The 13,908-nt window shown below is 25.8% G+C and carries 15 protein-coding genes and 1 pseudogene; 6 read left to right on the plus strand and 10 right to left on the minus strand.

Annotated features, from left to right (window positions below; translation table 11 throughout):
- Window positions 1-20: 20 nt before the first annotated feature.
- Window positions 21-425 carry a CBS domain-containing protein gene (locus JWF52_RS14005; RefSeq protein WP_208334166.1) on the minus strand — a complete coding sequence of 135 codons (405 nt, stop codon included), beginning with the start codon at window positions 423-425 and terminating at the stop codon, window positions 21-23.
- 216 nt (window positions 426-641) lie between these two features.
- Between JWF52_RS14005 and JWF52_RS14010 the strand changes: the two genes are divergently transcribed.
- Window positions 642-1,409: a hypothetical protein gene (locus JWF52_RS14010; RefSeq protein WP_208334167.1), complete on the plus strand. Its 768-nt coding sequence runs from the start codon at window positions 642-644 to the stop codon at window positions 1,407-1,409.
- Window positions 1,410-1,528: 119 nt separating this feature from the next.
- On the opposite strand, the gene cspD is transcribed toward JWF52_RS14010, so the two are convergent.
- Both cspD and JWF52_RS14020 read right to left on the minus strand, forming a co-directional pair.
- On the minus strand, window positions 1,529-1,729 hold the full coding sequence (gene cspD, locus JWF52_RS14015; protein ID WP_042272983.1) for a cold-shock protein CspD: 201 nt from the start codon (window positions 1,727-1,729) through the stop codon (window positions 1,529-1,531).
- A gap of 141 nt (window positions 1,730-1,870) precedes the next feature.
- Window positions 1,871-3,139 (minus strand): amidase domain-containing protein, encoded by a 1,269-nt coding sequence (locus JWF52_RS14020; protein ID WP_286184172.1) that lies wholly within the window; start codon window positions 3,137-3,139, stop codon window positions 1,871-1,873.
- A 263-nt stretch (window positions 3,140-3,402) separates the two neighbouring features.
- Here JWF52_RS14020 and JWF52_RS14025 point away from each other — a divergent pair, with 263 nt between their 5' ends.
- Complete coding sequence (locus JWF52_RS14025; RefSeq protein WP_208334168.1) at window positions 3,403-4,221, plus strand: pyridoxamine kinase; 819 nt, start codon at window positions 3,403-3,405, stop codon at window positions 4,219-4,221.
- 209 nt (window positions 4,222-4,430) lie between these two features.
- Window positions 4,431-4,751 (plus strand): YlbF/YmcA family competence regulator, encoded by a 321-nt coding sequence (locus tag JWF52_RS14030; protein ID WP_208334169.1) that lies wholly within the window; start codon window positions 4,431-4,433, stop codon window positions 4,749-4,751.
- Window positions 4,752-4,805: 54 nt separating this feature from the next.
- On the opposite strand, the gene JWF52_RS14035 is transcribed toward JWF52_RS14030, so the two are convergent.
- A complete protein-coding gene (locus tag JWF52_RS14035) occupies window positions 4,806-6,017 on the minus strand; it encodes a hypothetical protein (RefSeq protein WP_208334170.1) in 1,212 nt (403 codons plus the stop codon).
- Between the two features lie 216 nt (window positions 6,018-6,233).
- On the opposite strand from JWF52_RS14035, the gene JWF52_RS14040 reads away from it, so the two are divergent.
- Window positions 6,234-6,551: a hypothetical protein gene (locus JWF52_RS14040; RefSeq protein WP_208334171.1), complete on the plus strand. Its 318-nt coding sequence runs from the start codon at window positions 6,234-6,236 to the stop codon at window positions 6,549-6,551.
- Between the two features lie 47 nt (window positions 6,552-6,598).
- Here JWF52_RS14040 and JWF52_RS14045 read toward each other — a convergent pair whose 3' ends face one another.
- The 3 genes from JWF52_RS14045 to JWF52_RS14055 all read right to left on the minus strand — a co-directional run bounded on the left by JWF52_RS14045 (window position 6,599) and on the right by JWF52_RS14055 (window position 9,981).
- Window positions 6,599-7,168 (minus strand): hypothetical protein, encoded by a 570-nt coding sequence (locus JWF52_RS14045; protein ID WP_208334172.1) that lies wholly within the window; start codon window positions 7,166-7,168, stop codon window positions 6,599-6,601.
- 220 nt (window positions 7,169-7,388) lie between these two features.
- A complete protein-coding gene (locus tag JWF52_RS14050; protein ID WP_208334173.1) occupies window positions 7,389-8,333 on the minus strand; it encodes a ferredoxin-like domain-containing protein in 945 nt (314 codons plus the stop codon).
- A gap of 1 nt (window position 8,334) precedes the next feature.
- Window positions 8,335-9,981, minus strand: a complete 1,647-nt coding sequence (locus JWF52_RS14055) for an FAD-dependent oxidoreductase (protein WP_208334174.1) — start codon at window positions 9,979-9,981, stop codon at window positions 8,335-8,337.
- 759 nt (window positions 9,982-10,740) lie between these two features.
- Here JWF52_RS14055 and JWF52_RS19750 point away from each other — a divergent pair.
- Both JWF52_RS19750 and JWF52_RS14065 read left to right on the plus strand, forming a co-directional pair.
- Window positions 10,741-10,836, plus strand: a pseudogene (locus tag JWF52_RS19750) (helix-turn-helix domain-containing protein); the annotation flags it as partial.
- Between the two features lie 45 nt (window positions 10,837-10,881).
- Window positions 10,882-11,544 carry a LysR substrate-binding domain-containing protein gene (locus JWF52_RS14065; protein ID WP_208334175.1) on the plus strand — a complete coding sequence of 221 codons (663 nt, stop codon included), beginning with the start codon at window positions 10,882-10,884 and terminating at the stop codon, window positions 11,542-11,544.
- A 29-nt stretch (window positions 11,545-11,573) separates the two neighbouring features.
- Here the strand turns inward: JWF52_RS14065 and JWF52_RS14070 are convergent, their stop codons facing one another.
- Genes JWF52_RS14070 through JWF52_RS14080 form a run of 3 tightly spaced genes read right to left on the minus strand, consistent with a single transcriptional unit; the run spans window position 11,574 to window position 13,678 of the window.
- On the minus strand, window positions 11,574-12,575 hold the full coding sequence (locus tag JWF52_RS14070) for a hypothetical protein (protein ID WP_208334176.1): 1,002 nt from the start codon (window positions 12,573-12,575) through the stop codon (window positions 11,574-11,576).
- Window positions 12,568-13,353 (minus strand): DUF1700 domain-containing protein, encoded by a 786-nt coding sequence (locus tag JWF52_RS14075; RefSeq protein WP_208334177.1) that lies wholly within the window; start codon window positions 13,351-13,353, stop codon window positions 12,568-12,570. Before JWF52_RS14075 ends, JWF52_RS14070 begins: the two co-directional genes overlap by 8 nt.
- A complete protein-coding gene (locus tag JWF52_RS14080) occupies window positions 13,346-13,678 on the minus strand; it encodes a PadR family transcriptional regulator (protein WP_208334178.1) in 333 nt (110 codons plus the stop codon). The genes JWF52_RS14075 and JWF52_RS14080 overlap by 8 nt, the downstream gene beginning before the upstream one ends.
- Between the last annotated feature and the right edge of the window lie 230 nt (window positions 13,679-13,908).

Raw genomic sequence — 13,908 nt, forward strand, 5'->3', positions numbered from 1 at the left:
GCTTTTATATTTATCTTATTTTATGCTCTTAATTTGTCATAGCAATACTCTATTATATCTCTTCTCTTAATTATTCCTATAAACGTATTTTGATCATCTATAACTGGAACAAAGTTTTGATTCATTGACTTAGATATTAAATCTTCTATATTTGCATTAACAGAAACTGGAGCATTGTCCATTCTTCTTTTTACATTCATAATAGGTATATCTTCTATAGATTTTAAATCTAGTGAAAAATCATTTTTTAATGTCCATAATAAATCTCCTTCTGTAATGGTTCCAACATACTTACCGTCTTTGCTAATTATAGGAATCGAAGAATATCTATGGTATTCCATCTTTTCTAAAGCTTGCCTCATAGTGTAGTCTTCATATATATATGCAACTTCACTTTTAGGTGTTAGAAAAAATAATATATTCACTATACTACACCCCCAAATACTTTTGTAATCTTCACAAAATATTATATTAAAATTCACTCTTCATATTAATTTTACCATATCTACGCACTTTTTTAAATTTAATTATATACTTATACAATATTTTTTTATTTAAAATCATTTTTTTGGGTATATAAATATTATATTAATTTATTAAATAGACGATTTAAATAATTTTCCACAACAGGAGGCTTCACTATGAAATTCGATTATAATTTTGAAATTGAAAATATATTAAACCATATATATAAACATAAAATATACAATATTGCTCATAAGAATAATATTCTAGATATTAATAAAAAAAACCTAGCAAATTATATAAATATATTTAAAAACACAAAAATTTATCTAGGAAGCGATATGGATGAATTTATTATAAATTTACTTCCACAGGATAAAGATGGTTACTTCTTTAGATGTGCTATAGCTAAGCATCATAATTATTCTTTCCCTAGGTTATATGATTATGCTGGAAATAAATTAAAAAATGTTAATTATAGTAAATTTGCATTCCAACTTTGGGAAGCTCATATGAATGAAATGCTATTAGAAGATGTTAATCGTAGATTTAGCCAAGATAGCTTTATAACTTTTATAGATAATAATCTAAATAATATGATAGATAGTATAATATCTCATGTTAACGATTTAAATAAAGATAATGAAATTATTATACCTTTAAAAAATAAGGAAGATTTAATTCCATCTGTAAAAAAAATGATATTAAATAAAAAACTTGATCTTTCTTTTGCTCATATTGTGATTGACATGGATGCACTTAGAGATGAAATGACTAAATTCACTACACCTTTTCATATCTATAGTGAGTTTGATAAATTAGAAGATAATTTACAATATTGTTTAGATAATTTCTTTAAATATAATTCAAAAGAATTATATGACCTGCTTACAAATGAAAAAGGATTTAGCTTTGTAAATGATGTCGGGCTTGTTCATAAATAATTATAAACTTATGGTTTTTAGTATTAAAAATCATAAGTTATTTTTTACACAAAAAAAGCCGCTTACAAAGCGGCTGTTGTTCACATATTACTAGAATTACTAATATATATGAATTTTAATTATAATCTAACTACGTTAGCAGCTTGAGGGCCTTTAGCTCCTTCAACTACTTCAAATTCTACACTTTGTCCTTCTTCTAAAGACTTGTATCCATCACCTGTTATAGCTGAGAAATGTACGAAAACATCATCTCCACCTTCTACAGATATAAATCCAAATCCTTTTTCATTGTTAAACCACTTAACTACACCAGTTTTCATTGATAAATCCTCCTAAAAAAACACAATTATTTAGCTACAAGCATTGTAACCTCATAAATACTTTATCATATATAACCATAATTGTCAAATATTATTAAATTTATACAATAACGCATATATGTTATTTAAAAATTAGAGTTATTAGTAATGTACTTGTATTATGTGGAATTTTATAGACTTATCACTCCAACCTAAATCCCATGGAACTAATAATCTATCACTATTATGACATGTTACTAAAGGGTATCCCTTTGAGTCTATACCTGTTACAGTAGATACATGAGTTATTCTTCCACCCTTTTCATAACCAACAAAATCACCTGGTTTTAGATTATAAGCTGCTTTATATACATCTTGATAAATTCCTTTAGTTATTAAACTACCTCTACCACTATTTAGTATATAATTTTTAAATGCTTGAGCATTTACCCATGCTTTTGTTCCTTCATTATCAGAGTAGTTCCAAGTTCCATTTTTCTTAAATTTTCCACTTTCAAACATAATTTGTGATGCGAAGTTTGCACAATCGCCTCCATCTGGATTGTAATCTTTATACTTTGAATTAAATTTCATACCGTGTTCTTCATCAGCTGCTGCTCCACAAAATTGGTGAGCATAGCTTATAGCCTTTGCTTGTTCTTGTGTAAGTTCTAAACCTTTAGGTTGTTGATTGGCTATGTAAGCCTTTATATCATCAGACTTAATATTATCTAAATTCAAAGAATCTGCAAAAGGATCTGTATACCATTCTTTAGTTATTATACATTGGTTATCATTAATTTTTACATTTAGATAATGATATGTACCAATCCTAAACATATTTATTTCATCTGGTTGATCTTCATATGAGTATTTATATTCTGTAGATACAGTACATATAACACCATATAAACCTTCTTCCTTTTCTTTTACTTTTTTAACTTTTACTCTAGTTTTTATATCATTAAATTTAACGCCTTGCTTACTAGACCAATTTTCTAAATACTTCATCTTTTGTACTTCATGTTCATAGGCCCAAAGACCAGTTTTTTTGTTTGTTTCGTAAAGTTGTTTTAACTCTTTTTCATTCTTATCTAATAATGCCTTATTTCTATAATCAAAAAGATGTTCAAATAATAGCTGATATTGAGTATTTACTTCAGTATCATTCATATTAGTAACTTCATCATAAATTTCTTTTATCATTTTTTTATCTTCTTTAGAGGTTATTTTATCTTTATAATTTGATAAACTATTTAGTAAAATTTGATTTTGACTATTCTCCTCCTTTATATTAATACTACTTGCCTCAATCATTTTATCTTTCTTAAGGTTTTGATTAATAGCCAAGCTTGTACCTATGGACAAAGTTATACCTAATGATAAAATCATACCTTTGATGAACTTATTTTTTATTTTAAGTTTTTTCAAATTTACACCTCCTAACAAAGAGTACATCACTCTTTAAACTTTACTTATATTTTTAATAGTTAATTATTTTATATTATTATATCCAAATAATAAGTAAATAATTTTAATTCTTTTATTTAATGTTAAATTGTAATGGTACATTGTATTTTTTCCATTTTTTTTAATTTATTTACTATTTTTTTATAATTTTTAGTAGTAATATAGCTATATAAATATAATTTTTAATTTAGTAAATTTTAAATAGTTATGGAGGTGCTGCTAAATTGAAAAAAATTGCAGCTATAAATGATTTATCTGGTATTGGAAGATGTTCACTAACAGTTGCTATTCCAATACTATCAGCTTTAAAGTTACAATGTTGCCCTCTTCCTACTGCAATACTTTCAAGTCAAACAGGGTATTCTGAGTTTACTTTTTTAGATTTTACTAATCATATGGGAGATTATTCTAAAGTATGGAAAAATTTAAATGTTGATTTTGACTGTATATATAGTGGTTTTTTAGGCTCTATTGACCAAATAGATATAGTATCTGCTCTCATTAAAGAAAGTACCAATTCATTGATTGTGGTAGATCCTGTTATGGGTGATGACGGTTGTATATATCCTGTTTTTACAGAAGAGATGTGCCATAAGATTAAAGATTTAGTAACATTATCAGACTTAACTACACCTAATTTAACGGAAGCATGCTTTTTAACTAATCATGATTATTCTAAAAAGGATCATACTAGAGAAGAAATTATTAATATTGCAAAAGAAGTATCTATGCTTGGGCCTAAAAATGTTGTTATAACTGGTATAATAGAAAATAATAATATTTTAAATCTAGCTTATAGCAAAGATACTGATGAATACTTCTTTACCTGTGTAGAGTATAACCATTGTTCTTATAGTGGTACAGGTGATATATTTACATCTATTCTATGTGGATTATTAAATAGAGATTATGATTTAAAATTTGCAGTTAAAACTGCTACTAACTTTATTTATAAAACTATAAATTATACTTCTAAATTTAAAACTAATCGTAATGATGGAGTAATGTTTGAACATTTTTTATCTGAATTAACTTCAATTTAAAAAGGAGATCTTAAAGTTTAAGATCTCCTTTTTCCACGTTGTCTATTTTTTATGTCAATCTTGATACCTTATATACTATTAATTTTTCACTATATTTGCTACACTTTTGAAAAGATTTATAATAATATTTATATATTAATAATTAGTCTATATTTTAAGCAACATCTATAAAATATAATATACAGATTTTTAAAAGGAGATGATATTATATGGATATAAATCATAAAGCTAAGGAGTTTGCATCATATGTGAAAAATACTAAAGAATTCAAAGCTATGAATAAAAGTAAAGCTGATCTTGATAAAAATAGATCTCTTAAAAAGAAACTTGATTCATATATTAATAAAAAAAATAGTATATACTCTAACTATAGAATGGAAGATGCTTCTATAAAAATGAATCAATTAAATCAAGAATATAGCGATTTTTTTAACTCACCTATTGTATCTAACTATATGCAATCTACAAAACAATTTAATTCTATGATGGAACAATTATATAAAACTATAGAAAAAGAATTACTTAGATAAAATAAATTTATTTAATAAAAAATAGAATGCCTTTTGGCATTCTATTTTTTATAATTATTCAAAATCTCTTGGTTGTATCATATTTTGCATCATCATATTTTGCATCATCATATAGTAATTCATCCACATATCATTCATATCTTGATATTGACTTATATATGGGTTCATATAAGGCATCTCCATTGTTGGATATTCTTTTGCAAATCCACCCATATATTGCATTGGACACATATCATACATTGGGCTTACATAAGTTGAATCACACATATTACAGTCGTATATATCTATATCTTCAACATATATTATTTCATCTTGTTGTTTACATGGATTACAGTAATTTGATTTGTTCCCTTTTGTTTGTGGCATATTAAATCCGAAATCATACTTTTCTTCTTTACATGGATTTTTCTTTATTTCATGACATCCACAATCATGTTTTTCTTCTTTGCATGGACTCTTTAACAATTCATTGATACATCCACATTTTTGTTTTGCTGGTTTGCATCCATAACTTGGAACATATTTATCTATACCTTTTACACAATTATCCTCATATGCAGGTTTTACATTTTTATCGCATTCATCTAATTTCATACCACATTTATCTATCATATCTTCACATTTTTTAGATTTTAGTTCATATTCTTTTATTTTTTCTCCTGCACTTTTATAGCATTCTAATGCTTTCTCATCACATTTTTTAGCTTGAGCAAATAATTCTTTTGCTCTTTCATTATGTTCTTGTGCTTGTTCATATAAGCATTTAGCTCTTTCACAATTTTCTTCAGCTTCGGCTTCTACTCTTTTAGCTTCTTTAAATAAACATTTAGCTTGTTCGCAAAGCTCTTGTGCTTTTGCTAATAATTCTTGTGCTTTACATTCAGCTATTTTTGATTCTTTTTCACTACAATTAGCATTATTTTTTAAGTTTTCAGCTTTTGCTGATAATACTTGAGATGCTTTTTCACATTTTTGAGCTTGTTCAAATGCAGCTTTCGCTTTACATTCGCAGTCTAATGCTTTTTCAAATAATTCTTCTGCTTGTTTAGCTAATTTCACACATTTATCTACACATGTTATTTCGTAGTCATCACAACCACAGTCTACATATTTTTTAGCAGGCTTTTTGCAAGTATTCATTGGTTTACATGCACTTGCCGGCTTACATGTATTAGCTGGCTTACATGTATTTACTGGTTCACTACAAAAATTACAATCGTCATATTGAGGTGCACATGCACATCCATTGTTTTTTTTCTTTCTCATAATACGTCAAAACCCCTTTGCTGTATTTTAACCCCCATAAGAAAAACTTATGTTGTCTACTATAATTATATGTTTGTCAGCAAATGTGGTTACTAATTTATTTAATGAGTATTATTCTTGGCTTTGAATCTTATATTTTTTTATTTATTGGATATTATATTGATAAGCACTATAGAATAGTCTATTAAAATAAGATTTTAAGATTGGAGAAATTTTATGACTTCTGATGAATTTAACAATGTTTATTTAATTAATGAAGAAAATAATTTTAATTCTTCTACCTCAGACTACTATAATAATTTTAAAAACTTTGCTAAAAACAATCCTGCATTAACTACAGGATTAGCTACAGCTTCAGTAATTGCTACAGCTAGTGTTGTTAGCCCAAAAGTTAGAAAGGTTACTATGCCAGTTTGTAAATATGTAGTAAAACAACAATTAAAACTTCTTACTGGTATTGGATTATTGTCTGTAGCTCGTTCTATATCAAATCAATCTAATCTATATAATAAGTTAGATGATAATAATTTGTAATAAGATAAAAGCAGTATTAGAACCAAAATTGGTATCTAATACTGCTTTTAATCTAGTGAAATTAATTCATCTTCATAGTATAATTGAACATTTTTTATCCAAGTTCCCTTGTGACCTTCTTGAATAATATTTTTTATTATTGCATTTACTGTATATTCTTTAGCGTATTCGTTTAGGTAATCATCTTTCCATGATACTCTACTATTTTCGATATCTGTTGGCTCTACTAATTCAACTTTAGCAGTTTCCGATCCATAAACAGTTACTTTAATAGGTAAATCATTAAAAGCTTCATGAGAAATAAAGTTAATTATAGCCTCAACTTTGTCTTGCAGAGAACTATTTTCTTCTACCTCAACGAATCTAATATCTTTAACATCTTTAGATAACATACTTATAGGTATTTTTATAGGATTAACAAGTTTATTTTCTTTACTTGAATCCCTTGTAATTCCATTAATTTCTCCTGCTACTTCTAAAGGCTGACTATGTGTATCGTCAATTATATAAGATGACTTAGAATCTATAGCACTACTATCACTTATATCATTACTTGCACATCCTGTAATTAATAAAATAGTAGCAATTACACCTAAATTTACTGCTAATTTATTCATAAGTATACCTCTTCTTCATTTAAGCTTTATTTTATTATAGCACAGTATACTTTATATTTTTAGCATTTTTAACCTATTTTTCTACTTTATTTTATTTTTTTTATTTTTTTCTATTATAATTTTTATATTTTAAATTTATTTTAAATTTAATTATAAGAAATTTTAATATTTAAATTTATATAGTTTGTAGTATAATAAAACAACTATATACTACTTATAACTAGCATGTTGCTCCACCTATAATATGAAGATCTGCATCTAATATTTCATCTTTTCTACTTAGTATTTCATCTTTTAATATCTCAAATTCTACTTTTTCAAATCCTATTCTATCTATCATATCACCAAAACGTTCACCAGTTTTTCCTTGTTCTCTATATACAAGTAATGTTTTTTCTATTATTTTTATAACCTCATTTTCAGTATATATACCTTTTAGCATATCTCCTGGTCTAGATACTTTACCCCATTTACCTCCAATATATATTTTAAGTCCCCTTTTGCCTTCTTCTATTGCATCAAAATGACATTTATCTATACATAGACCACAGTTATTACACTTTTCTCTATCTATAGATAATCTACCATCCACCATTTTTAAAGCTCCCGTCTTGCAAACTGATAATGGTCCACACTTTTTACATCCTGAGCACATATCTATATCATACTCTGGAACATATTGACCTACTATACCAAAATCATTTAAATTTGGTTTAATACAGTTATTTGGACATCCACCTATACCTATTTTAAATTTATGAGGTAGCTTCACATCATACCAACCCTTATAAAATATTTCATGTAATTTAGTTCCCAATCCTTGCGTATCACAAAGTCCAAAAGTACATACAGTCCCCTTACATGGTACTATTGGTCTAACTCTTGAGCCAGTTCCCCCTGATACTAGATTATCTTTTTTTAAATATTCTTTTACATTTTCTATATCATCATATTTTATCCCAGGTACTTCTAATGTAAGCCTTGTTGTTAATGATATTTGTCCATTCCCAAATTTTTCAGCTATTTCAGATACATTCTTAAGCTGTTTAGCTGATAAAGCTCCATTTTCAGTTATAACTCTACAAGAAAAGTGTTCTCCATCATTATTTGATAAGAAACCTTGCCCTTTTACTGCTTTTCTCATTTCATCACTTAATTTAGCCATTTTAATTTCCCCCTACTAATTCCAAATTTAATAAATCTTTATTTAAAGCTATTCCACCTTCTAAAACTTTAACATCTTTATATCCATAATATTTCATTCTATTGTATGTCATATATGCTCTTTTTCCGCGTGCACATACAAGAAGTATTTTATCATCATATTCAAGACCATCTATTTTCCCGTTAATATTTGTAAGATTTATAAATTGAGCAGCTTCTAGTTTCTGTACTTTTCCTGAATCTATAATTTTATATAAATCTTTATCTTTTATAAACTCATCATATGTAATTGTATCGACTTCGCCGTTTATTTTATTAAGTAATACGTTTGCCGCATGTCCAATTGGAGGTATAGCTGTTGAAAATGGTGGAGCATAAGCAAGATCTAGGTTTTGTAAATCAGAAACCTTTGCATCAAATGTCATAGCTGTTGCAACTACATCTATTTGCTTATCTACTATTCCTTTTCCAAATATTTGAGCACCAAGTACTTTTTCAGTATTTCTATCTGCTATAAGTTTTATAAATATAAGATCTACACCTGGATAATAATGTGCCTTATCATCTATTGGAACTATTACACTTTCAACATCATACCCTAAATTAATAGCTTCTTTTTCTGTAAGCCCTGTTCTTGCTACATTTATATTTAATAATTTTACTATTGCAGTTCCTAAAACACCCTTAAACTCTGAATTTTTACCAGCTAAAGTTTGAGCTAAACATCTTCCTTCTTTATTTGCAGAAGATCCCATAGGAGACCATACTTTCTTATCGCTTAATATATGCTTTACAGCTACACAGTCTCCTGCCGCATATATGTTATTGTCACTTGTTTGCATGTATTCATTAACTTTTATAGTCTTATTATTTTCTAATTCTAATCCACAATCTCTTGCAAGTTCTACATTAGCTTTTATTCCTACTGCCATTACTACTAAATCAGCTTTCATGGCTCTTTTATCAGTTCTTATTTTACTTACTTTATCATTTCCTTCAATTGAAGATAACGTCTCATTAGTAAGTACCATTATTCCACTTTCCATAAGCTCGTCTTCTATATATGAACATACTTCATTATCAAATCCCGGTAATATGTGCTCTGCTGCATCTATTATAGTTGTTTTTATATTACATTCATGAAGATTTTCAGCAACTTCAAGTCCTATAAAACCTCCACCAACTACTATAGCTCTTTTAATCTCTTTTCCCTCAATAACTTCCCTTAAATCTATAGCATCCTTCGGTGTACGCATATAATAAACCCCTTCTAAGTCAATTCCCTCTATTGAAGGCTTTATCGGGTCTGCTCCCGTCGCAAGAACTAATTTATCATATTTAAATTTAACATCTTTTTTTGTTAAAAGATTTTTAGCAATTACAACCTTATTTTCTCTATCTACAGATATAGCTTCAGTATCAGTTATAACATCTACTTCTGTAAGTTTTGAAAAATTTTCAGGAGTATTTACTATAAGACTATCCTTATCTTCAATTACACCACCTACATAGTAGGGTAATCCACATCCAGCATAAGATATATCCTTTCCTTTAGTGATCAGAGTAACATTATATTCTCTGTTATCACGTTTTAATTTTGCAGCCGTTTTAGTGCCAGCCGCTACTCCACCAATTACTAAAATATTCACCTCTTGCCCCCCTTTTATTTATACAAAAAATTCAACTTTAGATAATTAATTTTTTAACAGTTAATATCTATTAAAATTATAGCAATCCTCCTACAAAAAAGTAAACTTATAAATATTTATTAATCTATAAGTTTAATTTATAGTTAAATTTAGTTTTTAAATAATTATATTATACTTACTCAAAAGCTTAATAATTTAAGATATTTTAAATCTTGTTGTAATAAGCACTATGAATATTTATTGCAAACTCAAAGATTAAAATGTATATTAGAAAATATAGAAAAATTACTATGTCAAATTAAATGTTTCCCTACTAAAGATTGTGATTTATTATCTAAAATTTTCTGTTTATTTAAAATATAACTTATTTATTTCTATATAATTAATAATAATCAAATATATAAGTGAATTATTATACATAATGTAATCTCTGATATCCATCCTTCTATTTTTAATAATATATTATTATTGCAATTTTTTAATCATCAATTATAATATAATTATTCTATAAAACAAAAAATTTAACAAATATATATAGTTAATTTTCGAATATAAATCCAATTAGGAGTTTATCAAAATTATATATAAAACTGTTAAATATTAATTAGTAAATGAAATTTGAAATTTATATGTATTTCGAGTTTTATAATAAACCAAATTCTAAATACTAAGGGGAATTTATATGCTTGATTTTAGATTAGAAACATTTATACAACTTTGTGAAAGTAAAAACTACACAAAAACCGCAAAAAACTATGTATTACTCAACCTGCTGTTACTCAGCATATAAAATACATTGAATCTAAATATAATATAAAGTTATTTCAGTATGTTGGCAAAACTCTTACCCTTACAAAAGCTGGAGAAACTTTTTTAAATAACATACTTCATCTTAAAACCATGTCAAATGCAATTGAAAATAATATAAAAACTTTAAATACTAACAATAAATCATTATCATTTGGAGCTACTCGTACTATTGGTGAATTTATTGTACCTGATATAGTTAAAAAATATATTTCTATGTTTCCTTCAACTAATTTATCAGTAGTTGTTGATAACACTTCAACATTACTTGATATGTTGAAAAAAGGATTAATTGAATTCGCTTTAGTTGAAGGTCATTTTAATAAATCTGAATATGAAACTTATTTATTTAGCAAAGAAGAATTTGTAGTTGTAACTTCTCCGCAAAATGAACTCGCTAACAAACCTCATGTTAATATTGATGATTTACTTAATAGTCGCTTAATAATTAGAGAAAAAGGTTCTGGAACTAGGGAAATTTTTGAAATGTGGCTTTATGAACATAACTATTCTTATGAAAATTTTAATCACTTTATAGAACTTGGTAATATAAACCTTATAAAAAATTTAGTTAAGGATAATCTTGGTATAAGCTTAATGTATAAAAAAGCTATTGAAAAAGAAATCAATAATAAAGAGCTTACTTTTATAGATATCGATAGTTTCGATTTATATCATGAATTTAATTTCATATTTTTAAAAGATTCTATTTTTAAAGAAGATTATATAGATTTTTATAATTTAATAAAAAAATAAAAAACTTCTCTTTTGAGAAGTCTTTTATTTTATAAAATATTTATATTTTGTGCATTTATATTAATCTTATATTCTGTTTCTAATGATTCTAGTTTTTTATTTAATGTACCTTTAATTTCTCTTATTATATTATTTTGTGAGTTATTATTATCTAATGAATCTTCTATATCTATATTTTCTGATGCTTTCATATCTACATTAAACTTATATTTATTTACAGGAATATCTAGTTTCACTTGTGAATCATGGCCATTTATATTAAAATTATTTGCCATTGGTATATCAGTTGTAATATAAACATCACCATAAGATTGAATATTTAAATTGACATTGTTTGGTATATATTTTTCTATATTATCAATAAATATATCGTCATCAGAAGAATATACATTTATTGAATCTGCTGCTATATTTATATTTTCTATTCCTAAAATTTCTCCCATAGATAATCTAATGTTACTTTTAGATACTATATCTAATCCCTTTAAGTTTTTAACTCCTTTAGGTAAAGATATAGCTCCATATATTGTCTTAAATTCTATATTATTTAAAGCAACATTATCTATAATATTTAAAGATCCATACTTTGCAGATACATTTAAGTCTACATTATTTGGAATATATATTGTTATATCTTGTCTATGTCTATAAATATCTGATTTAACTAAATCTATAAGATCATCTAAATTATTAACTTTAAAATTATAGTTATTTTTTCTTTCCAATTCTTTTTCTGTTATTGCTAATTCTTTATTATTATTTTGTATATCATAATTACTCATCCCTCTTTTAGTAATTTTTACACTATTTTCATTATGCTTTTTTATTAGAACATGGGCATTTATAGTATTTATATTTAATTTATTAATATCTATTTGCTCATTGTATATAATTTCTTCCTTATCCATTTCTTTTTGTATTTCATATGCTTTATTTGTAAAATATGGTATAGATTTTATACCTGAATATACAGTTCCTATGCCTCCTATTATTACTAATATTATAGCAAATATAGATAATTTCTTATTCATATTTCTCATCTCCTTTATCATAATCTTTAGATTTTTCATTATCATGATAATTTGATTTTTCATAATTTATTTCTATTTCTTGTTTTTCATATTCTTCTTTTTTCTTACTAGCATTTATATATATATTTCTTGTTTTCATCCAATTTATATAATTTTTAACTATTTTCTTACATAATCTTATTGCAAATATGTATATTTGCCAAGCAAGTATTTCCCCTCCAATAAATGCCATCGAGCCAAATATAAATAATCCTATTAACTGTGGAGTTGAAAATATAAATTTAAATGTGAATATTAATACACCTGTATAAATTACTAATGATGCAACTAATCCTATTCCTATGGTTACTAATGTCATTAGAACTCCAAAAGCAGGTATTATTAAAAATAAAGATAATATAGCTAATGCTACTTGTATCCACCTTCTACTTACTTTATGATCTTCATTTTCTATATTTGGTGTTAATTTTTCGCTTATATACTTTTTACCTTTATTGTAATTTTCTTTTGCTCTTAATTTTATTACATTTAATCTATCATCTATACTATCTTTTTTAGACGATTTACTATCACCATTATTTCTTATTTGTGATATAAGTTCATTTGCAATAGATTTAGGTGATCCTAACGCTTTTATTATCTCCATATCACTTTTGCCTTCTATAACTCCGTCTACAAAATACTCTTCGTAATCTCTTAATATATCTGCAACTTCATCTTCAGAAAAATCTTTTTTTAGATAGTCTTTTAATATCTCTAAAAATTCTGCTTTATTCAAAGTAATTACCTCCCTTATCATTATCAATTAAAATATTTACAGCCTCAACAAACTCTTTCCATTCAACCATTAAATTATTTAAATTTTGATTTCCCAATTCTGTTATTTTATAATACTTTCTTGCCGGACCTTCACTTGACTCTAGTATATATGTCTCAAAGTACTCTTCTTTTGTTAATCTTCTTAAAATTGGATATATAGTTCCTTCATTAACATCAATAACTTTAGATATATTTTGAACTATTTCGTATCCATACATATCTTTTTTAGAAATAAGTGCTAATACACATATTTCTAACACGCCTTTTCTAAATTGTGTGTTCATATACTGCCTCCTTTCTATACAACACAGTACTGTTTAATACACAATACTATGTAACACTTCTTATGCATTAATAATAACACAGTACTGTGTGACGCACAATAGATATTTATAAATTTATTATAACCTTATTAAAACCAATTAATACTTGCCCATTATGTATATCATTTAAATCTAGTAATATTAGTATGTTCATACATTTATATAAAAATAAAGCTATTTAAATATTTAAA

The organism is Clostridium sp. CCUG 7971, assembly GCF_017590215.1.
In the GTDB taxonomy this organism is placed as follows: domain Bacteria; phylum Bacillota; class Clostridia; order Peptostreptococcales; family Peptostreptococcaceae; genus Faecalimicrobium.

Coding starts and splice junctions, on each gene's coding strand:
- JWF52_RS14045 (WP_208334172.1), bottom strand. CDS start 7,168: ATGAATAAATTAGCAGTAAATTTAGGTGTAATTGCTACTATTTTATTA.
- cspD (WP_042272983.1), bottom strand. CDS start 1,729: ATGAAAACTGGTGTAGTTAAGTGGTTTAACAATGAAAAAGGATTTGGA.
- JWF52_RS14080 (WP_208334178.1), bottom strand. CDS start 13,678: ATGAACACACAATTTAGAAAAGGCGTGTTAGAAATATGTGTATTAGCA.
- JWF52_RS14050 (WP_208334173.1), bottom strand. CDS start 8,333: ATGGCTAAATTAAGTGATGAAATGAGAAAAGCAGTAAAAGGGCAAGGT.
- JWF52_RS14010 (WP_208334167.1), top strand. CDS start 642: ATGAAATTCGATTATAATTTTGAAATTGAAAATATATTAAACCATATA.
- JWF52_RS14070 (WP_208334176.1), bottom strand. CDS start 12,575: ATGAATAAGAAATTATCTATATTTGCTATAATATTAGTAATAATAGGA.
- JWF52_RS14035 (WP_208334170.1), bottom strand. CDS start 6,017: ATGAGAAAGAAAAAAAACAATGGATGTGCATGTGCACCTCAATATGAC.
- JWF52_RS14040 (WP_208334171.1), top strand. CDS start 6,234: ATGACTTCTGATGAATTTAACAATGTTTATTTAATTAATGAAGAAAAT.
- JWF52_RS14065 (WP_208334175.1), top strand. CDS start 10,882: ATGTCAAATGCAATTGAAAATAATATAAAAACTTTAAATACTAACAAT.
- JWF52_RS14030 (WP_208334169.1), top strand. CDS start 4,431: ATGGATATAAATCATAAAGCTAAGGAGTTTGCATCATATGTGAAAAAT.